Origin of the sequence: Alcaligenes sp. 13f, from assembly GCF_020496585.1 — a bacterium.
Taxonomy (GTDB): domain Bacteria; phylum Pseudomonadota; class Gammaproteobacteria; order Burkholderiales; family Burkholderiaceae_B; genus Alcaligenes; species Alcaligenes phenolicus.
Genome location: NZ_JAHKKC010000018.1, coordinates 1 through 24864 on the forward strand (window position 1 = coordinate 1; position 24864 = coordinate 24864).

The 24864-nt window shown below is 56.3% G+C and carries 24 protein-coding genes; 7 read left to right on the forward strand and 17 right to left on the reverse strand.

Annotated elements, in window-relative coordinates:
- Window positions 1–205: 205 nt before the first annotated feature.
- Window positions 206–658, reverse strand: coding sequence for a c-type cytochrome (locus tag KOE80_RS14885; RefSeq protein WP_083053307.1), 453 nt, complete (start codon window positions 656–658; stop codon window positions 206–208).
- 98 nt (window positions 659–756) lie between these two features.
- A complete protein-coding gene (purB, locus tag KOE80_RS14890) occupies window positions 757–2133 on the reverse strand; it encodes an adenylosuccinate lyase (protein WP_009456227.1) in 1377 nt (458 codons plus the stop codon).
- 235 nt (window positions 2134–2368) lie between these two features.
- On the opposite strand from purB, the gene KOE80_RS14895 reads away from it, so the two are divergent.
- A complete protein-coding gene (locus KOE80_RS14895; RefSeq protein WP_009456225.1) occupies window positions 2369–2980 on the forward strand; it encodes a glutathione S-transferase family protein in 612 nt (203 codons plus the stop codon).
- Between the two features lie 59 nt (window positions 2981–3039).
- Here the strand turns inward: KOE80_RS14895 and KOE80_RS14900 are convergent, their stop codons facing one another.
- Window positions 3040–3885, reverse strand: a complete 846-nt coding sequence (locus KOE80_RS14900) for a helix-turn-helix domain-containing protein (RefSeq protein WP_009456223.1) — start codon at window positions 3883–3885, stop codon at window positions 3040–3042.
- 83 nt (window positions 3886–3968) lie between these two features.
- Between KOE80_RS14900 and KOE80_RS14905 the strand changes: the two genes are divergently transcribed.
- Window positions 3969–5063, forward strand: a complete 1095-nt coding sequence (locus KOE80_RS14905; protein WP_226349437.1) for an alpha/beta hydrolase — start codon at window positions 3969–3971, stop codon at window positions 5061–5063.
- Here the strand turns inward: KOE80_RS14905 and KOE80_RS14910 are convergent.
- The 6 genes from KOE80_RS14910 to KOE80_RS14935 all read right to left on the reverse strand — a co-directional run bounded on the left by KOE80_RS14910 (window position 5050) and on the right by KOE80_RS14935 (window position 12536).
- Complete coding sequence (locus KOE80_RS14910; RefSeq protein ID WP_009456212.1) at window positions 5050–5862, reverse strand: sulfite exporter TauE/SafE family protein; 813 nt, start codon at window positions 5860–5862, stop codon at window positions 5050–5052. The genes KOE80_RS14905 and KOE80_RS14910 overlap by 14 nt on opposite strands.
- A gap of 9 nt (window positions 5863–5871) precedes the next feature.
- Window positions 5872–6987: a tRNA 2-thiouridine(34) synthase MnmA gene (mnmA, locus tag KOE80_RS14915; RefSeq protein ID WP_009456210.1), complete on the reverse strand. Its 1116-nt coding sequence runs from the start codon at window positions 6985–6987 to the stop codon at window positions 5872–5874.
- Window positions 6988–7188: 201 nt separating this feature from the next.
- Entirely contained in the window at window positions 7189–8610 is a 1422-nt protein-coding gene (locus KOE80_RS14920) for an FAD-binding oxidoreductase (protein WP_022983265.1), read from the reverse strand.
- A gap of 26 nt (window positions 8611–8636) precedes the next feature.
- Window positions 8637–9731, reverse strand: a complete 1095-nt coding sequence (gene aroG, locus KOE80_RS14925) for a 3-deoxy-7-phosphoheptulonate synthase AroG (RefSeq protein ID WP_269465265.1) — start codon at window positions 9729–9731, stop codon at window positions 8637–8639.
- 485 nt (window positions 9732–10216) lie between these two features.
- Window positions 10217–10447, reverse strand: coding sequence for a YbdD/YjiX family protein (locus KOE80_RS14930; protein WP_009456207.1), 231 nt, complete (start codon window positions 10445–10447; stop codon window positions 10217–10219).
- A gap of 1 nt (window position 10448) precedes the next feature.
- On the reverse strand, window positions 10449–12536 hold the full coding sequence (locus KOE80_RS14935) for a carbon starvation CstA family protein (RefSeq protein WP_088450435.1): 2088 nt from the start codon (window positions 12534–12536) through the stop codon (window positions 10449–10451).
- A gap of 520 nt (window positions 12537–13056) precedes the next feature.
- Here KOE80_RS14935 and ehuB point away from each other — a divergent pair.
- The 4 genes from ehuB to ehuA all read left to right on the forward strand — a co-directional run bounded on the left by ehuB (window position 13057) and on the right by ehuA (window position 16174).
- Window positions 13057–13923 (forward strand): ectoine/hydroxyectoine ABC transporter substrate-binding protein EhuB, encoded by an 867-nt coding sequence (ehuB, locus tag KOE80_RS14940; RefSeq protein WP_035272602.1) that lies wholly within the window; start codon window positions 13057–13059, stop codon window positions 13921–13923.
- 102 nt (window positions 13924–14025) lie between these two features.
- On the forward strand, window positions 14026–14697 hold the full coding sequence (gene ehuC / locus KOE80_RS14945) for an ectoine/hydroxyectoine ABC transporter permease subunit EhuC (RefSeq protein ID WP_009456199.1): 672 nt from the start codon (window positions 14026–14028) through the stop codon (window positions 14695–14697).
- 2 nt (window positions 14698–14699) lie between these two features.
- Window positions 14700–15392 carry an ectoine/hydroxyectoine ABC transporter permease subunit EhuD gene (ehuD, locus tag KOE80_RS14950; RefSeq protein ID WP_083053302.1) on the forward strand — a complete coding sequence of 231 codons (693 nt, stop codon included), beginning with the start codon at window positions 14700–14702 and terminating at the stop codon, window positions 15390–15392.
- Complete coding sequence (gene ehuA, locus KOE80_RS14955; protein ID WP_009456195.1) at window positions 15389–16174, forward strand: ectoine/hydroxyectoine ABC transporter ATP-binding protein EhuA; 786 nt, start codon at window positions 15389–15391, stop codon at window positions 16172–16174. The genes ehuD and ehuA overlap by 4 nt, the downstream gene beginning before the upstream one ends.
- 48 nt (window positions 16175–16222) lie before the next feature.
- Here ehuA and KOE80_RS14960 read toward each other — a convergent pair whose 3' ends face one another.
- From KOE80_RS14960 to KOE80_RS14990, 7 genes are all read right to left on the reverse strand, one after another.
- On the reverse strand, window positions 16223–16678 hold the full coding sequence (locus KOE80_RS14960) for a DUF1330 domain-containing protein (RefSeq protein WP_226349438.1): 456 nt from the start codon (window positions 16676–16678) through the stop codon (window positions 16223–16225).
- Between the two features lie 21 nt (window positions 16679–16699).
- Window positions 16700–17308, reverse strand: coding sequence for a DUF2239 family protein (locus KOE80_RS14965; protein WP_226349439.1), 609 nt, complete (start codon window positions 17306–17308; stop codon window positions 16700–16702).
- 372 nt (window positions 17309–17680) lie between these two features.
- Window positions 17681–18604: an ectoine hydroxylase gene (thpD, locus tag KOE80_RS14970; RefSeq protein WP_226349453.1), complete on the reverse strand. Its 924-nt coding sequence runs from the start codon at window positions 18602–18604 to the stop codon at window positions 17681–17683.
- A gap of 18 nt (window positions 18605–18622) precedes the next feature.
- Window positions 18623–19015, reverse strand: coding sequence for an ectoine synthase (locus KOE80_RS14975; protein WP_009456191.1), 393 nt, complete (start codon window positions 19013–19015; stop codon window positions 18623–18625).
- Window positions 19015–20322, reverse strand: a complete 1308-nt coding sequence (gene ectB, locus KOE80_RS14980) for a diaminobutyrate--2-oxoglutarate transaminase (protein ID WP_009456189.1) — start codon at window positions 20320–20322, stop codon at window positions 19015–19017. Before ectB ends, KOE80_RS14975 begins: the two co-directional genes overlap by 1 nt.
- A 97-nt stretch (window positions 20323–20419) precedes the next feature.
- A complete protein-coding gene (ectA, locus tag KOE80_RS14985; protein ID WP_035272586.1) occupies window positions 20420–20977 on the reverse strand; it encodes a diaminobutyrate acetyltransferase in 558 nt (185 codons plus the stop codon).
- Window positions 20974–21501 (reverse strand): MarR family winged helix-turn-helix transcriptional regulator, encoded by a 528-nt coding sequence (locus tag KOE80_RS14990; RefSeq protein ID WP_226349440.1) that lies wholly within the window; start codon window positions 21499–21501, stop codon window positions 20974–20976. The genes ectA and KOE80_RS14990 overlap by 4 nt, the downstream gene beginning before the upstream one ends.
- Before the next feature lie 426 nt (window positions 21502–21927).
- On the opposite strand from KOE80_RS14990, the gene yddG reads away from it, so the two are divergent.
- Window positions 21928–22839, forward strand: a complete 912-nt coding sequence (yddG, locus tag KOE80_RS14995) for an aromatic amino acid DMT transporter YddG (protein ID WP_035272585.1) — start codon at window positions 21928–21930, stop codon at window positions 22837–22839.
- A gap of 162 nt (window positions 22840–23001) precedes the next feature.
- On the opposite strand, the gene tldD is transcribed toward yddG, so the two are convergent.
- On the reverse strand, window positions 23002–24462 hold the full coding sequence (gene tldD, locus KOE80_RS15000; protein ID WP_226349441.1) for a metalloprotease TldD: 1461 nt from the start codon (window positions 24460–24462) through the stop codon (window positions 23002–23004).
- Between the last annotated feature and the right edge of the window lie 402 nt (window positions 24463–24864).

Consider the following 24864-nt stretch of genomic DNA (forward strand, 5'->3'; position numbering starts at 1 on the left):
TTCACGCGCCTGCGAGCTTGCCCCCGGCCCGCAAACGGCCTGATGGTGTGATCTGAGGCCTGATCGACCGAAAACCGTAGAATCGTGAGCGACACCTCATCGCCTGGGCGGGAGAACAAAAAAATAAACCCCAGGGCGCAAAACCAGGGGTTTATCAGCAGTCTGAGCCCTCTTTCGAGGGCTTTTTTTTAAGCAAACCTGTTGCTTATTTTTCTTTGCGGTAAGCGTCGTGACAAGTCTTACAGGACTTGCCCACATTACCGAAAGCCACGCGGAAAGCATCAAAGTCGCCCGAATCGGAAGCCACTTTCAGCTTGTCGATGGCAGCGGTGAAATCATCGGTAGCTTGCTTGAAACCCTGAGCATCGCTCCAGGCCTCAGCTTTGGTCTCGCCGCCTTCGGTACCAGCGCCAAATGCGCCCCAAGGCAAAGCCGCCAAAACCGTCAGCACTTCTACGTTTTTAGCGATTGCAGCCGCATCATACGGTGCTTCTTTTTTGGCCACGGGAGCCATACGACCAAAGTGCGAGCCAATCAGCGACATGCTGGCTTGACGGTAGTTCACGGCCTGTTCTGGCTTGGCAAACTGGGCGGTAGCAGGCGTGACAAACGCAGCGCACAAGGCGGCAGCGGCAGTCAGAAACGCGAATTTTTTCATGTGAACTCCTGTGTGATGAAACATAAAACACTTCATAAAGCACTGGCTCAAGAAACCCGGCCGGCTGTGCCCTTGTGCAAGAACACAGCCGTTTGGATTTAGATCGCCTGGGCCAACTTTACTGCCACGCCCAGATAGCTGCGTGGAGTTAGCTCAAGCAAATAGGTTTTAGCGTCGGCGGGCAGTTCCAGACCGCCAATAAACTCGCGCAACGCTTCCTGAGTAATACCACGACCACGTGTCAGGGCTTTGAGTTGCTCGTAAGGCTGGGGCAAACCGTAGCGGCGCATCACCGTTTGAACCGGCTCGGCCAGGATTTCCCAGCATGCGTCGATGTCCGCATCGACAGCCGCGGCGTTCAGTTCCAGTTTGCCCAGACCACGCAGGCAGGCGTCGTAAGCCACCACGCTGTAACCCAGAGCCACGCCCAGGTTACGCAGCACGGTCGAGTCGGTCAGGTCACGCTGCCAACGGGAAATAGGCAGCTTTTCGGACAGGTGGCGCAGCATGGCGTTGGCCAGGCCCAGGTTGCCTTCCGAGTTTTCAAAGTCAATCGGGTTGACCTTGTGCGGCATGGTGGACGAACCGATCTCGCCTTCTTTGAGGCGCTGCTTGAAGTAACCCAGGGAGATGTAGCCCCAGACGTCACGGTTGAAGTCCAGCAAGATGGTGTTGGCGCGAGCGATGGCGTCAAACAGAGCGGCCATCCAGTCGTGGGGTTCGATCTGAATGGTGTAGACGTTTTGCGTCAGACCCAGACCAGCCAGCACTTTCTGGCTGAAGGCTGGCCAATCAATTTCGGGGTAAGCCGAGAAGTGAGCGTTGTAGTTGCCGGTGGCACCATTCATTTTGGCCAGAGGCTGGACCGCAGCAATGGCCGCAATGGCGTTTTGCAGGCGAGCGGCCACGTTGGCAAATTCCTTGCCCATGGTGCTGGGGCTGGCTGGCTGACCGTGGGTGCGCGAGAGCAAAGGCTGCTCGGCGTGCAAGCGGGCCTGAGCCTTGATGGCATCACACACTTCTTGCAGTTGCGGCAGGATCACCTGCTCACGGGCACGCGTCAGCATCAGCGCATGCGAGGTGTTGTTGATGTCTTCAGAGGTGCAGGAAAAATGGATGAATTCAGCCGCAGCGGACAGCTCGGCGTGGTCGGCCACTTTTTCTTTCAACCAGTATTCCACGGCTTTCACGTCGTGGTTCGTAGTGCGCTCGATGGCTTTGATGCGGGCGGCATCGTCTTCCGAGAAGTTCTGCACCAGGCTCTTGAGTACCTCGCGGGCTTCGGCGGAGAAAGTAGGCAGTTCGGGCAGACCCGCGTCGGACAGGCCGATCAACCAGGCCACTTCGACCTCTACGCGATGCCACATAAATGCGGCTTCGGACAACAGGCCACGCAAGGGGGCGGTACGGCTGCCATAACGCCCGTCCAATGGCGACAAGGCATTCAGAGTGCTCAGGGTATCGGCTATGTGCATCGTTCTACAGAAAAGAAGGGGGAATAAAGTCAGCCCGCATTCTAACATTGCAGGCTGGCACCCGTATGCCACACGTTCAGCATGGGGTCAGAATGCGACGGCTGTTCGAGGCTTTGACGAATAAACCACAGTTTTCCAACATTGTTTCCAGCGACAGGTTCAGGCCCGGCCTGCGGGACGTTCGCCCATAGGTTCCTGCTATACTTTTTGAGCCTGCAACTTTTGATAGCTTTTTATGAAACTTCTAGCTTCCCTCACCAGCCCATACGCGCGCAAAGTGCGTGTTGTCATGGCGGAAAAAAAGCTCGACTACGAGCTGATTCTGGAGGATGTGTGGGCCGATGACAGCGATATTCTGAAGCACAATCCACTGGGCAAAGTCCCCTGTCTGATTATGGATGATCAGGCAAATCTGTTTGACTCCCGCGTGATCGTCGAGTATCTGGATACCCTCTCGCCCGTCGGCCGCCTGATTCCCCAAGCCGGACGTGATCGCGCTGCAGTCAAATGCTGGGAAGCCATTGCCGATGGCTTGCTTGATGCCTGCGTTGCCATCGTGGTGGAAAAACGCCGTCCCCAAGAGCTGCGTCTACCCGCCTGGATTGACCGCCAAAACAGCAAGATTACCGCCGCCCTGCAATCCATGAACAACACCTTGGGTGACCAGTCCTTTTGCATGGGCACCAGCTTTAGCCTGGCCGACATTGCCGTAGGCTGCGCACTGGGTTATCTGGATCTGCGCTTTCCTGAACTGGACTGGCGCTCGCAGTACGGCAATCTGCAACGCCTGGATGAAAAACTCCAAGCGCGCCCCTCGTTTGCCAGCACCTTACCGCCTACGCAGTGAGCGTTGCGCCAGCAAGCCAGGGCCCATTCTTTTGAATGGGTTTTTTTATGCCTGCTGGTTCAGGCCTCGCCCAGCAATCGGTACATCCAGAAGGCCTCATCAGACTTCATGCGCTGGGCGAACTGGGCAGGCGAAAAGCCCGAAACCCGTTTGACCTCTCTGCCAAAATGAGACTGGTCACTATACCCGGCTTGCAACGCCACATCAGACCAGACAGGATTTTCCTGCTGCTGCACCAAGGCAAAAGCACGCTCGGCACGCACATACAGCTGCAGCTCACGCTGGCTCTGCCCGGCCCAACGCTTGAATTGCCTTTGCATCTGACGCAAGCCCGTTCCCGTGCGTGTTGCTGCCATCCTCATCCCCAATGCCGTCAACCAATGATGCAAGGTGGCAGCACCTTCTGTCGCCAGACAGCCATGAGCACAACGATGAATTGCCGCCTCCAGTTGTTCGAATAAAGGGCCTTCTTCTGTGCCAGCTTGCCCAAGTGTCTGACAGCTGGCAGCGGGCAAGACCTGCTCCATGGGCAGTACCTGATCCAGAAAGTCGCTGGCCTCGATACCAAACACACGTTTCAAGGCATCCGGGTACAGTCCAATCGAAATCGCATGGACAGGCCCCGGAGACCAGCTAATGGAAGGTGTGCGCGAAGGCCCTGCAAACAGCATGCCGGGCAGGGGCTCTGACAGTACCGGACTCCCTCCATCCACGGGCGTCTGCACCATGTGCAGCTGGCCATGGAAAACCCAGGACAACACCACCAGGGGCGAAGCCGGATAACAGTTCAGACGTTGCTGCGGCAGCAGATCCAGAGCACGGGTATCACGCTCCACGCCCAGATGGATAATGGACGCCGTTTTTCGGCTAGGGTGATGCAAACGGGCACAAGGCAAAGCAGACATGGGAGGTCGTTTCCGTTCTATCCGGCCCAGGCAAGCCGGGCCACACTGAAAGTCCTTTTATCCTACTTCAGCCCCGCCCTTTTATGCCCAAAACTATCTTGCAAGGATCCTGGTCTCATCGTTGCCGAAGCGCCCTCGCCCTCTGGGCCACCACCATAGACGTACTGGCTCGACGTATCATCGCCAAACCGCTAGTGCCCGGCTGGTCCGTGCCTTTTGAAATCGCCACCCTGTTCGATCGCAAGCAGTTCAACCACGCCTTCCGCTTGCCAACCATAGCTGAAGGCCGCGCCTATTTTGACAGCTTGTACACGATTGCCGAACCGGACTTACCCGTCCAGATGCAGGCCAGCACGTCCCCAGAACCACGGGGTGACTGGTTCATTCCAGATCGCCCGAACAGCAGCAAAACCATCTTGTACTTTCATGGCGGCGGCTATGCTTTCTACCCAATCGTGTCGCGCCACTTCATTCGTCTGCTGGCCTACAAGCTGCAAATACCCATCTTCGCCGTGGACTACCGCCTGACCCCGGAGCACCCTCACCCGGCCCAACAGGAAGATGCGCTAGACGCCTACCGCTATCTGCTTGGACGTGGAATCCCCGCCCAGGATATTGTCCTGGCAGGCGACTCGGCAGGCGGACACCTGGTGCTGATGAGCTTGGTCAGCCTGCGTCAAGCGGGACTGCCCCAACCTTCTCTGGCCTTGGCACTAAGCCCCTGGACGGATATAGGACGACGCGGCGCCAGCCAGTTTGGTCATGATCGCTACGATATGGTGCAGGGCTATCAAACGCTGCAATACGGTCAATGGCTAAAGGGCAACGGCCCCTGGAGTGATGATCGGCTCTCGCCCATTGCACAGGATCTGCGCTATCTGGCCCCCATCTACATTCAGGCAGGCGGCAAGGAAATTCTGGTCGACATGATCCGGGATTTTGCCCGAGAGGCGCACAAGCAAGGGGCCAATATACGGCTGGATGTCTGGCCGGATATGACGCACGAATTTCATGCTTACGGCAGCACACTGCCGCAAAGCGAGCAGGCAATGACTGCGCTACGAACAGCAATTCACTGGACAGCTGGGGGAGTTTTTGAGCCGGCAGAAGAAACCGAGCTGAATGGGCTGGACTGTGCGTATGGCAAAGTCCAGCCAGAAAACATCAAGCCTGTGTGATGGCCTGCGTAATCATGTAGATCGCCAGCACAGTCAACATGCCAGCAAAGATGCGCTTGAGCGTCACCTGATCGATCTTGTGGGCCAGACTGGCCCCCAGGGGGGCGGTACAAATACTGGTGGCCGAAACAATCAACAAGGCCGGCCAGTAGATAAAACCAATCATGCCGGGGTGGCTGCCAAAGGTGGCCTGCCCGGACCAGATATAACCCACGCTATTGGCCAGAGCAATGAAAAAGCCCAAGGCGGCCGAGGTGGCGACGGCCTGCCGCACAGGCACATTGCCGCGCAGCATGAAGGGGACAGACAAGAAGGCCCCACCCGCCCCCAGCAGACCGGACACGAAACCGATCAAGGCTCCCATGGCAGCAATCCAGAATGGGGCTGGCAAAGAACGGCCTTGCACCGGGGCCGACTTGCGTGCCATTTTGGAGGCCGAATACAGGACGAACACACCGAACACAATCGCCAGCGCCGTGCTGTTGATCATGGCAAAAATCGCGCCGCCCGACAGCAGCCCACCCAGGATCAGGCCGGGCACCATGACCTTGACCACATCCCAGCGAATGGCACCATGTTTATGGTGCGCCCTCACGCTGGACAAGGAGGTGAACAGAATCGTGGCCATGGCCGTGGCAATGGAAGCATGCACGGCCAGCTCTTGCGGCACACCAAACAGCGGTAGCAGGAAGGTCAGGAACGGCACCAGAATCATGCCTCCGCCAATCCCCAGCAGCCCGGCGGCCAAACCAATACCGGCACCCAGCACCAGCAAACTGATGACAAGAATGGGATCCATGCCCGCCTCTTATTGAATAATGCCGCCGCCCAGGCAGCGGTCACCGTCGTACAGGACCACGGATTGGCCCGGCGTTACGGCCCATTGGGGCTGATCAAAATGAAGAGACAGGCTGTCGCCTTCGGCAGCCAGGATCGTGCAGGCCGCATCGGCCTGGCGATAACGGGTCTTGGCATGAATCGGGCCCAGCGCTGGCGGATGGCCCGCTACCCAACTGGTCTGCTCGGCCTTCAATTCAGACTGCAACAGCCAGGGGTGATCGTGCCCTTGCACCACATACAGCGTGTTCGTGGCCAGATCCTTGCGGGCGGCATACCAGGCGTCGGCGGTACCGTCTTCGCGCTGCTTGCCCTTGACACCACCAATGCCCAAACCCTTGCGCTGACCATAGGTGTGGAAAGCCAGACCCACGTGCTGACCCAATACCTGCCCTTCCGGTGTTTTGATAGGACCGGGTTGAGTGGGCAGATAGCGATTCAGGAACTCGCGGAAAGGACGCTCACCAATAAAGCAAATGCCGGTCGAGTCTTTTTTAGCCGCATTGGGCAGCTTCAGTTCCTCGGCAATACGGCGTACTTCCTGCTTGTTGATCTCGCCCAAGGGGAACAAGGTGCGCGACAGCTGCGCCTGGTTCAGGCGGTGCAGAAAATAACTTTGATCCTTGGAAGCATCCAGACCTTTCAACAATTGATAATCGGTGCCGCCCCCAGCCATGGGCACGCCACGCACACGGGCGTAATGGCCGGTGGCAATCCAGTCGGCGCCCAAGGTCATGGCGTGATCCAGAAAGGCCTTGAACTTGATTTCCGCATTGCACAGAACATCGGGATTCGGGGTGCGACCTGCCGAATATTCCCGCAAGAACTCCGCAAACACGCGGTCCTTATATTCCGCAGCGAAGTTGACCGCCTCGATCTCGACCCCGACCAGATCGGCCACGCTGGCCGCGTCCAGCCAATCCTGGCGCGAAGAGCAAAATTCGGAGTCATCGTCGTCTTCCCAGTTCTTCATGAACAGGCCCACGACTTCATAGCCTTGCTCTTTAAGCAGCCAGGCCGAGACAGAGGAGTCCACGCCGCCGGACATTCCGATAACGACGCGACCTTTTTTGGTGGAAATAGTCATTGCAGTGATGATGAGAGGTGCCGCATTGGCTGGGCTTTGCGCCCAGTGCGCACCTGACTAACTAAAAAAGGCATTGTACGCCTGCCCTGACACATGTACAGGCAGACACCGCCCGTACCTGGGGTTTCTGGAAAACTGTGCTGCCCAAGACACAAAAGCCCAGACGACATGGTCTGGGCTTTCAAGGCGACTACCGCAGAATCAGTCCAGAGGACGCGGGGGCAACATCTTGCCGGGATTCATGATGTTGTGAGGATCCAGCGCCTGCTTGATGCTGCTCATCACATCCAGTGCATCCTGACCGTGCTCGGCCAGCATGAACTCCATCTTGTGCAAGCCCACACCGTGTTCGCCGGTGCAGGTGCCCTGCATGGCAATGGCACGCTCTACCAGACGATGGTTCAAGCGCTCGGACTCGTCCCACTCTTCCTGACTATCGGCGTCCAGCAGCATCAGGACGTGGAAGTTGCCATCACCCACGTGACCCACAATGGTGTACGGGAACGGAGCCTGATCCATATCGGCCGCGGTTTGCGCCACACACTCTGCCAAGGCGGAGATAGGCACACAAACGTCCGTGGTGCTGGAGCGGCAGCCAGGACGCAGTTGCAAACCGGCAAAGTAGGCATTGTGTCGAGCCGTCCACAAGCGGGAACGATCCTCGGCCTTATCGGCCCACTCAAAGTCCATGCCGCCGTTATCACGAGTGATTTCCTGGACAACCTGGGCCTGCTCCTGCACACCGCTGGGGCTGCCGTGGAATTCAAACAGCAGCAAGGGCGATTCTTTCAGCGTCAGCTTGCTGTAGGCATTGGTGGCACGTACGGCGGCCGTATCCATGAATTCGACACGCGCAATCGGGATACCCATTTGAATGACCTCGATCACGCTTTGCACGGCAGAGCGCAGATCGGGGAAATTACAGATAGCCGCCGAAATGGCTTCGGGCTGCGGGTACAGACGCACCGTCACTTCGGTAATGATGCCCAGTGTGCCTTCGCTACCGATAAACAAGCGGGTCAGGTCGTAACCGGCGGAGGATTTCTTGGCACGGTTAGCCGTATCAATAATGCGGCCATCTGCCGTCACAACCTTCAAAGTCAGGACGTTTTCGCGCATGGTGCCGTAACGCACGGCATTGGTACCCGACGCACGCGTTGCGGCCATCCCGCCCAGGCTGGCATCCGCACCGGGGTCGATGGGGAAAAACAAGCCCGTATCACGGATGTGCTCGTTCAAGGCCATGCGTGTCACGCCAGCTTGCACTGTGGCGGTGAAATCTTCGGCATTAATCGCCACGATCTCATCCATACCGGACAAGTCCAGGCTGACGCCACCTTGAATCGCCAGAAAATGCCCTTCCAGCGAGGAACCAGCCCCGTAAGGAATCAGGGGCACATGGTGTTCATGACAATGACGTGCCACCCAGGCCACTTCTTCTGTGCTGCGAGCAAAAACAACCACATCAGGCAGCATGGGTGGATACGGCGATTCATCCCGTCCATGGTGTTCACGCACAGCGTGAGAAAGCGAGCAACGCTCTTGGAACTGAGCCTGCAAGGCTTCTACAAAACCTTCAGGTAAAGGGCGCCGCGCTAGGTCGGCATGACCGGGAGCATTCATGAGCATTCCAAAAAGGCAAAACCCTATTATGAGTGGCTAAGTGCCCCCTCTTCAAGAGCGACTCGCGCCTGACGACGCTGACGCACCGCTTCAGCCAGTTTTTCCAGAACCACCACCGTGTCATCCCAATCGATGCAACCGTCGGTAATGCTTTGGCCGTAGGTCAAAGGCTTGCCTTCCACCACGTCCTGACGGCCGCCTACCAGATGGCTTTCGATCATCACGCCGCAGATACGCATATCGCCGCCCGAGATCTGACCAGCAACATCGGCCAGCACTTCGGGCTGACGGCGGTAGTCTTTATTACTGTTGGCGTGGCTGGCATCGACCATCACACGCGGCACCATGCCGGCCTTGATCATGGCCTGGCTGGTTGCCTCAACGTTTTCAGCATCGTAGTTCGGTGTCTTGCCGCCGCGCAGAATCACGTGGCAATCGTTATTACCCACGGTGGACACAATGGCGGAGTGACCGCCCTTGGTGACCGACAGGAAATGGTGCGGCTGGGAAGCGGCCTTGATCGCGTCCAGAGCAATACGGATATTGCCATCCGTGCCATTCTTGAAGCCGACGGGGCAGGACAATCCGGAGGACAGTTCACGGTGAACCTGGCTCTCTGTCGTGCGAGCACCAATGGCACCCCAGGAAACCAGATCAGCAATGTACTGGGGAGTAATCATGTCCAGGAACTCGCAGCCAGCGGGCAAATCCAGCTGGTTGACGGCCAGCAGCAATTCACGCGCCGTACGCAAACCCTGATTGATGTTGAAGCTGCCATCCATGAAGGGGTCGTTGATCAGCCCTTTCCAGCCCACGGTGGTACGTGGCTTTTCGAAGTACACGCGCATCACAATTTCCAGCTCGGGGGCAAAGCGCTTGCGCTCGACCGTCAGGCGACGCGCGTAGTCCATGGCGGCTTCGGTATCGTGGATGGAACAAGGACCCACCACGACCACCAGACGATCATCGCGTTCGTGAAGGATCTTGTGAATGCTGCGGCGGGCCTTGTGAACCGTCGTCGATACAGCAGAGGTACACGGGAACTCGCGCATCACATGGGATGGGGGAGACAGCTCCTTAATTTCACGAATCCGTAAATCATCAGTATTGTGCGACACGATTGAACTCCAGTTGGTTTGCCAGGTCCGGGGGCAAACGAAAAAAAAGCCGCCCGGTCTATGCTGGCGGCTTATTTCAGGATTTAGGTCTTACTTGTGTTTGGTGCAACCCGTCCTTTCCTCCACCAGCGGCATCGGAAAAGCATAAAAATAAAAGAAGAAAACGGGGGTTGCGAAAGTCATGGGAAAAATCCTAACACAGTTCCTGACGCGCCGCCAACAAAACCAGCAAGATTCATCCACAAAAACGCAGAACAACAAAATATTTATACCAACAGGACCCTAAAAAACACCATCAAACGAAATCATTGTTTCGTTTTGAGTTTTTTATTGGCCCTTTTGTTTCGTGTTATCGCGAAAAACCACGATAAATCGTTTAGATGCCTTGTTTGTCTTATTTTTACATCTACATACAAACCTGATGACACACTGCCAGGCACAAATGCAAAAGGGCCAGAACACTGGGTTCTGGCCCTTAGCCGCCTAATCTAGCAGCAGGCTATACGCCCTTTGCCACCGTACCGGGCTTGCTGTCTCTCCCGGAAAAACTCGGCGTACTCCATCGGTTTCTGATCCGGGTGGTTCACCCGCATATGATTCAGATAGGTTTCGTAATCAGGCACGCCCACCATCAGACGCAAGGTTGTGGCCAGATAACGCCCGGTGCCCCGCCCTGCCTGGGCACTGCGCGAAATGGCTCCTGTCAATAATCCTTTCATATCAAGCTCCTGCTGCCGCTTGAGCCGGCAGTGGCTCGTACGGAGTCTCGGCAGAATGCGGCTCCGTGCTGCGACGTGCTTTCAGCACGCAACGGATGCCAAAGAACACCATGCTCAAGACCACAAAGATGAACAGACCGCACAAGGTGGAGTTCACGTAATCGTTGAAAATCACCTGTTGCATCTGCTCCAGAGATTTGGCCGGCGCCATGACAGTTTGTTCCGCCAGACCTTTTTGATAAACCTTGGCGTGGGCCAAAAAGCCAATCTTGGGGTCGGGGTGGAACATTTTCTGAAAGCCTGCCACCAGCGTGCAAATCAGCAGCCAGATAGTGGGAACCACGGTCACCCATGCGTAGCGGTCTTTCTTCATCTTGAAGAGCACCACCGTACCCAGTACCAATGCCACCGCTGCCAGCATCTGGTTGGCAATACCGAACAAAGGCCACAAGGTGTTGATACCACCCAGTGGATCGACCACACCCTGATACAGGAAGTAGCCCCACGCCGCCACGCACAAGGATGTGGCAATCAGGTTGGCGACCAGCGACTCCGTACGCCGCAAGCCCGGCACAAAAGTACCCATCAAGTCTTGCAGCATGAAGCGGCCTGCACGCGTACCGGCATCTACCGCCGTCAGAATGAACAGGGCCTCAAACAGAATGGCGAAGTGATACCAGAAGCTCATCATCGCCGGCCCGCCGATGACGTTATGCAAGATGAAGGCCATGCCCACCGCCAGGGTAGGAGCACCACCGGCACGGGAAATAATGCTGTTTTCACCCACGTCGCTGGCCATTTGGGTCAGATCAGCGGGAGTAATCAGGAAGCCCCAGCTGGACACCACTTGCGCGGCCTGCTCAGGCGTGGTGCCAATCAAAGCGGCTGGGCTGTTCATGGCGTAGTAAATGCCCGGCTCGATCACGCAAGCCGCAACCAGGGCCATGATGGCTACGAAGGACTCCATCAACATACCGCCATAGCCGATATAGCGCGCCTGGGTTTCGTTTTCGATCATCTTGGGCGTGGTGCCCGAGGAAATCAAAGCGTGGAAACCGGACACGGCACCGCAAGCAATGGTAATGAACAGGAAGGGGAACAAGCTGCCGGACCAGACCGGGCCTGTGCCGTCAATAAACTTGGTGGTCGCTGGCATTTTCAGCTCGGGCGCCACAATCACAATCCCGATGGCCAGACCCACAATCGTGCCAATTTTCAGGAAGGTGGACAGATAGTCACGCGGAGCCAGCAGCAGCCACACGGGCAGCACAGCAGCAATAAAGCCGTAAATAATCAGCGCCCAGGTCAGCTCTTCGCCATTCAGGGTGAAGAACGGCCCCCAGGTCGGGTGCGCCGCTACGTCCTGACCATAGACAATCGCGGCCAGCAGAAAGATCAGTCCGATCACCGAGACTTCGCCAATACGGCCCGGCCTCAGGAAGCGCAGATAAATCCCCATGAAGATAGCCAGCGGAATCGTCGCTGCCACCGTGAAGGTGCCCCATGGCGAGTTAATCAGAGCCTTGACCACAATCAGCGCCAGCACAGCCAGAATGATGACCATGATCATGAAAGCGCCAAACAAGGCGATCACACCGGGCACCGTGCCCAGTTCAGACTTGATCAGATCCCCCAGCGAACGCCCGTCGCGGCGCATGGAAATGAACAGCACCGTGAAGTCCTGCACCGCCCCCGCAAATACCACACCGGCCAGAATCCAGAGCATGCCGGGCAGGTAGCCCATTTGCGCCGCCAGCACTGGCCCGACCAAGGGGCCAGCCCCTGCAATGGCGGCAAAATGGTGCCCAAAAAGCACGTGTTTATTAGTCGGTACGTAGTCCAGACCATCGTTATGACGCCACGCTGGCGTCATGCGGGTCGCGTCCAGCTCAAAGACCTTGCGAGCAATGAAACGGCTGTAATAACGATAGGCAATTAAATAGACGCAGACTGCGGCGACTACGATCCATAGAGCATTGATGCTCTCCCCCCGGCTTAGTGCCACCGTTCCCAGGGCAAAAGCCCCCAGCACTGCAACCAGCACCCAAATCAAATGCTGTTTTATAAAACCGCCCTCTTCTCTGCTCATAGAGCCTCCACGATTTTGCATTAAGTAAGCCTGTCACCAACTTTTTCTTCTGGCCGCGCTTCTGATCTGAAGAAGTCGCCAGCTGCCAGCACAAGAGACGCAATACCGAGTGTGGCAGGCGTTCTTGCGGGGTCTGCACAGTCGCTTGGTACTGTGCATTTCCCAAACCAGCAGGGTTTGAAAGCGCGCCAAAGCGCACTTTCCAAAAGGGTGTCGGCGCGCCCGAAGGCGCGCCGAACTCATTCATGAATCAATCTGGGGTAGGCATAAGCCAGGCGCTTTTGAGAGGACAAGCGCTCTTTAATCCTTGGGAGCATAGTGAAAACACGTACTCAAGACACCACGCATTTTCCCTAAGACCTGCCACTTTCCTTATATAGAAAGGCTAAGCAGGCCCTTTACTTGATAGTTTCTATACATTTAATTTGAGTACGAATGATTTTATAAGCTATGATTTCCCTGCAAATCTTTCGTAAAACAAATCATTTATAACGAAATGGTATAGGCGAGAAAAGGACTCATGATGAAACTACAATCCAAGCCCCTCTGCGCGTTGGCCTTTGCCCTGCTGGGCACCCTGGCTGCCGCCTCCAGCGCCCAGGCAGTCACGCTGGAACAAGTCAAAGAGCGCGGCGTGATTCGCGTCGCCGTTGCTAATGAAATTCCGTACGGATACATGGACATGTCCGGCAAAGCCCAAGGCGCTGGCCCCGAAGTGGCCCAGGCCATCATGGAGCGTCTGGGCGTCAAAGAAATCAAATGGGAAACCGCTAATTTCGGTTCCCTGATCCCCGGCCTGCAAGCCAAACGCTTTGATATGGTGGCCGCCGAAATGGCCATCCTGCCGCAACGTTGCAATACCGTGCTGTTCTCCGAGCCCAACAGCTCCTACGGTGAAGGCCTGCTGGTCGCCAAGGGCAACCCCAAGAACATTCACTCGTACGAAGACTTCGCCAAGACTGATCACAAGATCGCCATCATGGCCGGTGCCGATCAACTGGAAATGATGCAGGCCCTGGGCGTGCCCGATAACCGCATGATCACTATTTCCAACAACGCGGATGCAATCTCCACCGTGGCAACCGGCCGTGCCGATGCCTATGCCGCAACTGGCCAGACTGCCAGTGATCTGGCCTCCAAAGGGGGCGGCAAAGTCGAGCTGGCCGCCGAGTTCAAGGACCCCATCATTGATGGCAACCCGGTTCGTAGCTGGGGCGGCTTTGCCTTTGCCAAGGAATCCGAAGACCTGCGCGACGCCGTGAACAAGGAGCTGGCCGAATTCAAGAAAACCGATGAATGGAAAGCCATCCTGAGCAAACACGGCTTTACCGAAGAAGACGCCAAGCACTCATTTGAGAAATCCACGGAACAGCTGTGTAAAGCCTGATCCTTCACCTGCGGGTAAGGCGGCCGCACGGGCCTGCGCGGCCCCTTGCAAGGGCCGACAGCGCACTGAAGGTGTACCGCCTGCCCTTGTCTGGAACCTGATATGGATTGGTTAAGTTACAGCTCGGCCCTGATGGACGGAGCCTGGGTCACCATACAACTCACCCTGTATTCAACCGTGGTGGGAGCCATCGCCTCCTTTGCCCTGGGCATAGGCAGGCTGTCCCACTCGGTCGCCTTGCGCTCGCTGTCCGTCACGATTATTGAAGTTTTTCGCGGCACCTCTTTATTGGTACAGCTGTTCTGGCTGTACTTTGCCCTGCCTATTCTGGGCGAGTCCATGGGGCTGGACTGGCGTCTGGACCCGGTCGTGGCCGGCACCCTGGCCCTGGGCCTGAACATTGGCGCTTACGGTGCCGAAGTGGTGCGTGGTGCCATCCAGGCCGTGCCACACTCCCAACTGGAAGCGGCCAAGGCCCTGGACTTTACAGAGCGCCAAACCCTGTGGCGCATCAGCCTGCCCCAGGCCATCCCAGAGATGATGCCCAGCTTCGGGAATCTGGCCGTGCAAAATCTGAAAGACACCGCCCTGGTCTCCCTGATCAGTCTGGGCGACTTGAGCTTCAGAGCTGAACAAATACGCAACTTCACCCAGGACAGCACCACTATCTATACCCTGCTCTTGCTGATGTACTTCGGCATGGCACTGGTGCTGACCGTCCTGATGAAATTGCTGGAACGCGCAACCGGCCGCTGGCGTGCGCAAAGGAGCTGAACATGCTGTTTGGTATTGAATGGGACACCAGCAGCAACGGAGCATTTGCGCTGTCTATCCTGCCTATTTTGCTTAAAGGCTTATGGGTCACCATCCAGGCCGCCGTACTGGGCTTTGGTGTTGCGGCTGTCTTGGGACTGATTCTGGCAGGCCTGAAAAGTGTGCGTCTGCGCCTGATTTCCTGGCCCGCCTATGTGCTGACCGAATTCCTGCGCGACACGCCTTTGCTGGTGCAATTATTTTTCCTGTACTACGTGCTACCGGACTACGGGATTGTGCTGCCCGCCTTTCTGACCGGCGCACTGGCGCTGGGGGTGCAGTACAGCGCCTATCTGTCCGAGGTCTACCGAGCCGGTCTGGAGTCCGTTACCCATGGCCAGACTGAAGCAGCCCGCGCACTGGACATTTCCCCGCTGCGTACCTTTATGGTCATCACTCTGCCCCAGGCCATCCCGCGCATCATTCCGGCCATGGGTAATTATCTGGTGTCCATCATGAAAGACGTGCCTGTACTCTCTGTTGTATCGGTACTGGAAGTTCTGAATGTGGCCAAGATTATCGGTGACCGTACCTTTAACTACATCATTCCCCTGTCCATGGTGGGCGGCCTGTATCTGCTGCTGACCCTCCTGGCATCCGCTGGGGTACGAGCGCTGGACCAGCGTTTGCCCAAGCAAGGAATCCCCCTGCGATGACTGACTCTACGAACCCCATCATTCAATTTGACAATGTCACCAAGAAATTTGGTGATGTCACCGTGCTGGACGCCTTGAACTTTCAGGTGGAACCAGGTGAAAAAGTCACCATCATCGGCCCTTCCGGTTCCGGTAAATCCACCGTGCTGCGCATTCTGATGACGCTGGAGACCATCGACGAAGGTGTCATCACGGTAGCGGGCAAACCCCTCTGGCACGAGCGGGTCGATGACAAGCTGGTGCCCGCCAGCCAGAACCACTTGCGCGAGATGCGCAAGGAAATGGGCATGGTGTTCCAGCAATTCAACCTGTTCCCGCATATGACGGTGATGCGCAATGTGACTGAAGCGCCCACCCATGTGCTGGGCCTGTCCAAAGAACAGGCGCGCGAACGGGCCACCAAGTATCTGGATCTAGTGGGCCTGATCGACCATGCCGACAAATTCCCCAGCCAGCTCTCCGGCGGACAGCAACAGCGCGTGGGCATCGCCCGGGCCCTGGCGATGGAACCGAACATTCTGCTGTTTGACGAACCTACCTCGGCTCTGGACCCGGAACTGGTGGGCGAAGTGCTGGGCGTGATTCAAAAGCTGAGTCAGGAACAGGATCTGACGATTCTGCTGGTGACCCACGAAATGCAATTTGCCAAGGAAGTCTCAGACCGCGTCTGCTTCTTTGATAAAGGCGTGATCGTGGAATCCGGCCCACCCGAACAAGTGTTCTGCCATCCGCAGGAAGCGCGGACGCAGGCGTTCTTGAGCAACTTTATTCAGGCGGCTTGAACACTTGCGCTCTACGTCACTTGAAGGTGGCTCTGCCCTGAGCCACCTTCAAGCAGCTTTGGCCGAAAAGGTAGCCATCTCCTGCAAAGGCAGCAGGCGGGAATCCTCAAGCGCTGCGCTACGATGAGCCAGCCCTTTCAAGTAGTCCGTATTATCAGCAAAAGCCAGAAAGGAATCCGCGCTTTGCTGCTTAACCAGCATGGCCAGATCCCAGCGCTCCGCTTCTGGCCCAATCAAGAATGACCCGCCAGAACCCAAAAATAAAAGCTGGCCACCACTTGCGTGCAGAAATGGCAGAGTGTGTTCGATATATCGCTCAAACGCCTCTGCTCCACTGATGGGTGTTTCAGGAGCCAGTTCTGGACAAGCGCAGTAATCCGCCACACGGCGAAAGCGCAGCAGATTTAACATGGTGACGCTGCCCTGCAAATGACGCATGACAAAAGCACGGCCTGACGCCTGTGTCGGCTCCAGATACACACGCGGCTCAGGATTGGCATTCATGATCTTTGTCCTCAAATCTTGTTAGGCCGAAAGTGTCACCGGAGTTTCAGCCAGCTTGATCGCATGCTCCCGCACATCTTCCGGCCAGCCAGCCAGCAGGGTTTTGAAGCGCTCCAGCTCATCAGCAAACAAGGCTCGCATCGCTTCCTCAAAGCCAGGCAAATCTCCACCGATTGCCGTCATGAAGTTATAGGCTCGTTCCTGCGCCTGGCGACGCTGATCTTTGACGGCGCTGGCACGGCGAGCTTCTTCAACCAGTTTGCGTAGCGCAACCGATGCCCCTCCGGGTTGAGTCGCCAGCCAATCCCAATGGCGGGGTAACAAGGTCACTTCACGGGCGACGACGCCCAGCTTAGGGCGGCCACGGCCGCGTGGAGCCTCTTCTTCTGTCTGCTCGACCTCTACTTCAGGAGCATCCACTGGCGCATAGCGTTGCGCCAGCTCTTCGTCCGTCCCTTGGGTGTTCACATCCACAAAACGGCCTGTCACATCGTCAAAGATCAGTACGGGATCGTTAACCCGGCTCTCCAGCACTTTCTTCACGGCCAGCACATTGGTCAGCATGGGACCGGACGCGATACGGCGGTGGCCCATAAAGCTGGTGTAGGTATTGGGGTAAGTCGTTTTCATGTCAAAACCAGAGCTTCAAGTAAGAAGGCTCTATTTTTACCCGGATGATATTAATCCGTCAATATTACCCGGATATAAATAAGCGATTGTTGCTAATTGGGTGCATTAACACAGTTGATCCCGTCCAGCAGCCATCACAAGGACTCCTGGACATGCCGAGTCATATCTGATGAGCATCTCCGATAACTGCTTTTCCGGACGCCGGCCAATCAGTACGGTGCAGACCCGTCATTTACCAACGCCCGCCCCCAGACGCTGGCCGCTCCCCTCTTCTTCACAATCCTGAGCCCACAAAAAAACGCCCCCTGAAATAAATCCAGGGAGCGTCTTATCCGGCCAGGTCTGCGCACAAGGCGCAGACCTTCTTTCTGCCTAGGACTCCAGCAGCGCTCCGTTCAACGGCGTCAGGACAGGGAACTGCCCGCGAGTGGCCACATGCGCAGGACGGGGTGTCAGCCCCTGCTTGGGATCACCCACGCAGTTTTCCACGCTGTTATAGACCGTAAACACATTGGCTCGTGGCCAAGGCGAGATATTGCTGGCCGAGCCGTGCAAGGTATTGCAGTCAAAAAAGATCACCGAACCGGCCTTGGCAGTAATGGCTTCAATGCCACCCTGATCCACCAGCAAACGCAGGCTGATCGGATCGGGTACGCCATACTCCTGCTTGCGCAAGGACTCCTTGTAATGGTTGTCCGGCGTTTGCCCCGTGCAGGAGATGAACTGACGGTGTGAGCCCGGCACCAGCATCAAGGGGCCATTGCACACATTATTGTCCGTCAGCAGCACCGAGCAACTTAAGGCGCGCATTTGCGGCATGCCATCTTCGATATGCCAGGTCTCGAAATCCGAATGCCAGTAAAACTCCTTGCCGGTAAAGCCCGGTTTCAGGTTGGCACGGGACTGATGCACATACACCTCCGAGCCCAGAATCTGGCGGGCCACATCCAGTACACGCGGGTCGCGCACCAGGCGGGCAATCAGCTCGCTTAACTCGTGCACTCGAAAGATCGAGCGCACGGCCTGACTGCCCTTTTCCACCACCGCTTCTTCACGCGACAAGATGCCGGGATCGGTGCTCATGGCTTCCACATTGCCCAGCAAGGCTTGCACTTCCTGCGCATTGAACAAATCAGGCAGCAGCAAAAAGCCATTGTCCTCGTACTCCCGCAGCTGGGACTTGTTCAAAGGCTGGCTACCTACCGGATCCGGATACACCACCGGCTCCTGGCGGCTGACGATGGCCGCCGTTCGTTCTGTACGGGATGTGTACAGATCGCTCATGGTCACTGTCATCATGCTCTCCTTAGGTCTTCAGTCTTCCACGATGGCTGGGTAAACCCCTTTCTCATCGTGAACTTCCTGACCGGTCAGGGGCGGATTGAACACGCAGATCACTCGCAGCGGCTCTTTGCCACCGCGCAGATAGTGTTCATCGTGCTGGTCCAGGGCATAAACTACGCCTGGGCCCAAATCGTATTTCTTGCCGTCGGCAACGGTTTCGATTTCGCCATCGCCCTCGATGCACCACACCGCTTCCAGGTGATTCTGGTAGTGGATGTGAGTCTCGGTGCCAGGAAAAATAACGGTTTCATGAAAGGAAAAACCCATGCCGTCTTTCTTGAGCAAAACACGGCGGCTGACCCAGGTGTCTGTGCGCACCTCGTCACGGGTTCCAATCACATCTTGTACGTTCTTGACCAACATTAGCGTGCTCCTCCAATCTTCAGAATCTTGGCCTGGCTGCCGCGCTTGGACAGGCACTGGGCCACGCTGCGTTCAATAATGTCCAGGCCTTGAGTCAGCTCTTCATTGCTGATCGTCAGGGCAGGCAGCAGCTTCAGAACTTCGTCGTGGGCGCCCGAGGTTTCAATCACCAGACCCTGCTTGAAAGCCTGTGCAGCAATTTCATTGGCCAGACCGGCACCGGGCGGCGTCACCAGGCCCTGGATCAGGCCGCGACCACGTACGCTCAAACCACGATCTGGATAGCTGTGCACCAGGTTTTCCAGCCAGTCGCGCACTTGACGCTCCTTACCCTGGATCTCGGCTTCAAAGTCCTCGTTGGCCCAGTAGCTTTCCAGAGCTTGAGCCGCAGTCACGAAAGCCAGGTTATTGCCACGGAAGGTGCCGTTATGGGCGCTGGGTTTCCATACGTCCAGTTCAGGACGCAACAAAACCAGAGACATGGGCAAGCCAAAACCGGACAAGGATTTGGACAAGGTGATGATGTCAGGGCTGATACCGGCCTGCTCGAAGCTGAAGAAACGGCCCGTGCGACCACAACCGACCTGAATGTCATCGACAATCAGCAGCATGTCGTGCTCGCGGCACAGACGTTGCAGTTCACGCAGCCAGCGCTGTGTAGCAACGTTCACGCCCCCTTCACCTTGCACGGTTTCCACGATGACCGCGGCAGGATGGTCCAGACCACTGCTGGGGTCTTCCAGCAAGCGCTCCAGATAAGCCATCGTATTGACGTCCGGTCCCAAGTAGCCGTCATAGGGCATGAACGAGGTATTGCCCAGGGCCACACCCGCTGCACTACGAAACTTGGAGTTCGCCGTCACTGCCAGGGAACCCGTGCTGACGCCGTGGAAACCGTGCGTAAAGGAAATCACATTCTGGCGGCCCTTGACCTGGCGTGCCAGTTTTAACGCCGCCTCCACGGCATTGGTGCCGGTAGGCCCCGTAAACTGCAAGCGGTAGTCCCACCCGCGCGGTTTGAGCAGCACTTTGTCCACCGTTTCAAGAAAGTATTTCTTGGCGCTGGTGGCCATGTCCAAACCGTGTACCAAGCCGTCGGTGTTCAGGTATTCAATCAGCTTTTCTTTCAGGTGGGGATTGTTATGCCCATAGTTGAGCGTACCGGCTCCACTGAAAAAATCGATGTATTGCCTGCCTGACTCGTCCTCCAAAACCGAGCCTCGGGCTTTGTTGAAAATGACCGGGAAGGACCGGACGTAGCCCCTTACTTCAGACTCCATCCGGTCGAATATTTTTAAATCAGTCATATTTCCTCTCCTGGTTATAGAACGGCGTGTCTTGAGCCGACAAACAACAATCAGCGAACCAGACCGGCTCTACCGTTCATTTGCGTAAAGTCCCCTCTTATCCAGAGTCCAAGGGGCCGATTCGTAATAGAGGTTCTGCCTCGTGAGCCTGTGCGGCAAACAAGGCGGTATCAAAGAATTCCTGTTCCTGCATGGGGGCGCCCCAACGCCGGGCCATGGCCGCAAACAGGCCACGCGAGGCCCGGTTACCGGGGCTGACCGTCGTTTCCAGATAGCGCAGGGAACGGCCACGCAGACGCTGTCGCAGATGCTCCAGCATGGCCTGCCCCAGACGACGCCCACGGGCGCGCTCATGCACGGCCACTTGCCACACAAAGAGCACATCAGGACGGTCGGGGAGAAAGTAGGCAGAGATGAAACCGTCTATTTGTTCCCCACGCTGCGCGACAACGCAGGTCTGGGAAAAGTGCTCGCTGAGCAGCAAATAGAGATATTCAGAATTCAGATCCAGTGGCGGGCTATCGGCAATCAGCTGATGGATTGCGGCCGCATCACGCAACAGGGGCGCACGCAGTATCAGCGCCGGGTCACTGGGGGCAGGGTCGGCGGCAGTCTTGCTGCCTGCCGAGCTGCCCGGACTAGGTCGGTCCGTCAAACCACCAACCCGGATTCGGGGGGTACATCCCCTTCCGGGACCTCAAGAATAGGCGAGGCCGCATCGTCGGCCTCCAGCACAACATCCGGGTCAGCATCGAGCAAGCGCACAATGCGCTCCAGGGACAAGGTCATGGTGGCCTGTTCCAGCTCGGGCAACTCTTTCAAGGCGTCCGACAACTTCTTTTGCAAGGGGGACGGCGTATCGCGTGCCAGGGTCTCCCCTTCTGGTGTCGCACTGACAAATACAATGCGTCGATCTTCACGACCACGCTCGCGCAGCACCAGCTTCTTGTCTTCCAGGCGGTCCAGAATACCAACCACGGTGCTGGGGCTGACGTGCATTTCGCGGCTGATGGCCGTGGCCGTCAACGGGCCTTTTTCGATAATGGTGCGCAGGCAGATCAACTGGGGCGCGGTGATATTGCTGTACGCCGACAGCTGCCTGGAATGCAGGGCAATCGAGCGCGTGATCTGGCGCAAAGCCCGCAAAATTCGTAAATCGTAGTGTTGATCTGTGGTCATTTAATTAGCCAAACAAAATAATTCAGCACGATTAATTCGTGTTGAAATGATATGCCTAGAAAAGATTCAAGTCAAACCGATTTACACTCAAAATCATAGAGAGCATAAACAAGAGGTTCTGACTCAAAGTCCCAAAAATGTAAGTACCCTGGCTTACGGGGGCGGACCAGCAAGGCGCAGAAAATACCCTGCCTGCTCCCCTTTTCGCCATGAGTGGCTCGAGCCGACACGCCGCTTACAGTAAACTGCCACGAGCCCTTGCCGTGGGGGCCTGTCGGTTTTCACTCAAGACCGGGTGTGCCGCGTCACAGCCCTGCTTGCAAACCGGCACAGTCTGATACAAACCCGGTCCATTAACCCATAAGTCTCTTGGCCAAGTAAAGCCTGCTGCTGTTCTCGCCGTGCCTTGCAGACACTGAAACCCGCATGAAGCAATCTGATAAGGCAACCCTGATTGGTCTGATCGCCATTGTTCTTTGGAGCATGATTGTCGGCCTGATACGCAGCGTCAGCGACTACCTGGGTGCGACTGGCGGCGCCGCACTGATCTACACCCTGGCCTCTGTCTTTCTTCTTTTATCGCTTAGCTGGGTACGCTTGCGCGACTTTCCGCGCCGCTACCTTATCTGGGGAAGCGTTCTGTTCGTCTGCTATGAGCTGTGCCTGGCTCTGTCCATTGGCTACGCCCACAACAGCCAGCAAGCGATTGAAGTGGGAATGGTTAATTATCTGTGGCCCACCTTTACCATCGTGGCCGCTATTTTGTTCAACAAGCAAAGAGCCAACTGGCTGATCGCGCCAGGCCTGCTCTTGTCCATGATGGGTATCAGCTGGATTCTGGGCGGTGAGCAAGGTTTGAGCCTGCACGGCATCTGGCTGAATGTGCAGGACAACCCCTTGAGCTACGGCCTGGCCTTTAGTGGCGCACTGATCTGGGCGGGCTACAGCACCATGACTGCACGCATCGGCCAGGGCAAAAATGGCATTACCTTGTTTTTCATGCTGACAGCCACCGTCTTATGGATGAAATATCTAGGCCAAGGAGCACCTGCAATGACCTTTACCCTTCCAGCACTGATCTACTTGCTGCTGGCGGCCATGGCGATGGGCTTTGGCTATGCGGCCTGGAACGTGGGTATTTTGCACGGCAATGTCACCATACTGGCCGGCGCCTCCTACTTCATTCCAGTATTGTCAGCCGCCCTGTCTACTTTTTTGCTGCAGGCTCCCTTGACGTCAAGCTTCTGGCAAGGCTCGGCCATGGTGTGTTCGGGCGCCTTGTTGTGCTGGCTGGCCATCCGGGTCCGCAAACCCAGGCCAACGAAAAGTGCTACCTGAAAAACCATATTCATTAATCCGGGCACGGCTGTGCCTGATGAGCAAAAATCAAAATTAAATTCTATTTGCTGCACTGCAATAAAAGCAGCATAAAAAAACCGCCCAACCTTGAATTAAGGGGGGCGGTTCTTTTTATCTATTTTGATTAGCCAGCAAATTAAATCAGGCGGTTCCACCTACGGTCAGATTTTCCATCCGCACGGTAGGAATACCGACTCCAACCGGAACGCTTTGACCTTCTTTACCGCAAGTCCCCACTCCTGAATCCAACTGCATGTCATTACCGATCATGCTGATTTGGTTCATGGCATCGGGGCCGCTACCAATCAAAGTGGCACCTTTGACGGGATACATCAGTTTGCCGTTTTCAATCACCCAGGCTTCCGAGGCCGAGAAAACAAACTTACCGCTAGTAATATCGACCTGGCCGCCACCGAAGTCTACGGCATATAAACCCTTTTTAACCGAGGCAATAATTTCCTGAGGGTCTTTATCGCCACCCAACATAAAGGTGTTGGTCATGCGTGGCAAAGGAAGGCTGGCGTAGGACTCGCGTCGACCGTTGCCCGTAATGGCAGCGCCCATCAGACGCGCATTATGGGTGTCTTGCAAATAGCCTTTCAAAATACCGTCTTCAATCAAGACGGTACGTTGTGTGGCATTGCCCTCATCATCCATATTCAAGGAGCCACGGCGGTTTTCCAGAGTGCCATCGTCAATGACGGTCACGCCCTTGGACGCCACGCGCTGGCCAATACGACCCGAGAACAGGCTGCTGCCACGACGGTTAAAGTCCCCTTCCAAACCGTGGCCCACGGCTTCGTGCAGCATGACACCTGGCCAACCTGGGCCCAGAACCACCGTCATCTGACCGGCAGGCGCAGGTTTGGCTTCCAGATTCGTCATGGCCGAACGCACGGCCTTATCCACGTAGCTGCGCAGCATATCGTCGGAGAAGTAGGACAGATCAACCCGTCCACCACCTGCCGCCGAGCCGCGTTCACGGCGGCCATTTTGTTCAACAATGACCGACAAGGACAAATGCACCAAGGGGCGTACATCGGCGGCCAGACGACCATCGCTACCAGCTACCAGCACGACATCGTATTCCGCACCCAGACTGGCCATGACCTGCACCACGCGCGGGTCCGCTGCACGAGCCAAGGCATCCAGTCGCCCCAACAGGGCTACTTTGTCAGGAGCAGGCAGGCTGGCAATAGGGTCTGTGCCCGTATACAAGGTGGGGCGCTGCGTGTCGGCTGGCACCAAAATGCCGCTTTTGCCTGAACCGCCCTGGCGGGCAATCGAGCGCACCACACGAGCCGAAGACAGCAAAGCCTCGGGGCTGAGGGAATCCGAATAGGCAAAGGCGGTTTTTTCGCCACTTAATGCGCGCACACCCACGCCCTGCTCAATGGAAAAGCTGCCGCTTTTGACGATTCCTTCGTCCAGCGCCCAGCCTTCGCTGCGGGTGTACTGAAAATACAGGTCGGCATAGTCAGCCTGATGGGTGAAGATCTCACCGAGCGCGCCGGACAAATGGCTTTCATTCAAGCCCCAGGGCTCAAGCAACAGTCCACGGGCGCATTCCAGGGCATTGATAGCCGGATCAACTAACTTCATCGTTTATTCCTACTGACAGATCCCCGGCAAACCCATGGCTGCAAGGGACGAAAATGGGTACCAAAAGACGTGCTGACATCAACTTGGCTTCCGTCCATCTGAGCATTAAAACAGAATGTGCCCCCGTATGCGATGCCGACGTACTGATCGGGCAGTTTCCTGGCTTTCAGAACCATGAATCAGCCTGTTGAACTAATAGGTTCAAAAATTCCAATTACGACATTTTCTGATACGGAATTAAAACTATTTTAAAATCTTCCTAATTAGAAACCCACCTATATGGTTTTGATATAAACCCATTCAAATTCATGATAACCCCTGATTAGATTAAATAATCAAGAGCCATTGAATTGTCTAATGACCTTAAATAATTACAAAAACCAAACACCTTTTTGATTAAGC

Excerpts from the sequence above, each read along its gene's own strand:
- KOE80_RS14910 (WP_009456212.1), bottom strand. The coding sequence starts at position 5,862 with ATGGATCCCATTCTTGTCATCAGTTTGCTGGTGCTGGGTGCCGGTATT.
- tldD (WP_226349441.1), bottom strand. The coding sequence starts at position 24,462 with ATGAAGTTAGTTGATCCGGCTATCAATGCCCTGGAATGCGCCCGTGGA.
- ehuD (WP_083053302.1), top strand. The coding sequence starts at position 14,700 with ATGCTGTTTGGTATTGAATGGGACACCAGCAGCAACGGAGCATTTGCG.
- KOE80_RS14885 (WP_083053307.1), bottom strand. The coding sequence starts at position 658 with ATGAAAAAATTCGCGTTTCTGACTGCCGCTGCCGCCTTGTGCGCTGCG.
- thpD (WP_226349453.1), bottom strand. The coding sequence starts at position 18,604 with ATGACAGTGACCATGAGCGATCTGTACACATCCCGTACAGAACGAACG.
- yddG (WP_035272585.1), top strand. The coding sequence starts at position 21,928 with ATGAAGCAATCTGATAAGGCAACCCTGATTGGTCTGATCGCCATTGTT.
- KOE80_RS14930 (WP_009456207.1), bottom strand. The coding sequence starts at position 10,447 with ATGAAAGGATTATTGACAGGAGCCATTTCGCGCAGTGCCCAGGCAGGG.
- KOE80_RS14935 (WP_088450435.1), bottom strand. The coding sequence starts at position 12,536 with ATGAGCAGAGAAGAGGGCGGTTTTATAAAACAGCATTTGATTTGGGTG.
- ehuC (WP_009456199.1), top strand. The coding sequence starts at position 14,026 with ATGGATTGGTTAAGTTACAGCTCGGCCCTGATGGACGGAGCCTGGGTC.
- KOE80_RS14920 (WP_022983265.1), bottom strand. The coding sequence starts at position 8,610 with ATGAATGCTCCCGGTCATGCCGACCTAGCGCGGCGCCCTTTACCTGAA.
- KOE80_RS14965 (WP_226349439.1), bottom strand. The coding sequence starts at position 17,308 with ATGAAAACGACTTACCCCAATACCTACACCAGCTTTATGGGCCACCGC.
- ehuA (WP_009456195.1), top strand. The coding sequence starts at position 15,389 with ATGACTGACTCTACGAACCCCATCATTCAATTTGACAATGTCACCAAG.
- mnmA (WP_009456210.1), bottom strand. The coding sequence starts at position 6,987 with ATGACTATTTCCACCAAAAAAGGTCGCGTCGTTATCGGAATGTCCGGC.
- KOE80_RS14990 (WP_226349440.1), bottom strand. The coding sequence starts at position 21,501 with ATGACCACAGATCAACACTACGATTTACGAATTTTGCGGGCTTTGCGC.
- KOE80_RS14905 (WP_226349437.1), top strand. The coding sequence starts at position 3,969 with ATGCCCAAAACTATCTTGCAAGGATCCTGGTCTCATCGTTGCCGAAGC.
- KOE80_RS14900 (WP_009456223.1), bottom strand. The coding sequence starts at position 3,885 with ATGTCTGCTTTGCCTTGTGCCCGTTTGCATCACCCTAGCCGAAAAACG.
- purB (WP_009456227.1), bottom strand. The coding sequence starts at position 2,133 with ATGCACATAGCCGATACCCTGAGCACTCTGAATGCCTTGTCGCCATTG.
- ehuB (WP_035272602.1), top strand. The coding sequence starts at position 13,057 with ATGATGAAACTACAATCCAAGCCCCTCTGCGCGTTGGCCTTTGCCCTG.
- KOE80_RS14895 (WP_009456225.1), top strand. The coding sequence starts at position 2,369 with ATGAAACTTCTAGCTTCCCTCACCAGCCCATACGCGCGCAAAGTGCGT.
- KOE80_RS14975 (WP_009456191.1), bottom strand. The coding sequence starts at position 19,015 with ATGTTGGTCAAGAACGTACAAGATGTGATTGGAACCCGTGACGAGGTG.
- ectB (WP_009456189.1), bottom strand. The coding sequence starts at position 20,322 with ATGACTGATTTAAAAATATTCGACCGGATGGAGTCTGAAGTAAGGGGC.
- KOE80_RS14960 (WP_226349438.1), bottom strand. The coding sequence starts at position 16,678 with ATGAATGCCAATCCTGAGCCGCGTGTGTATCTGGAGCCGACACAGGCG.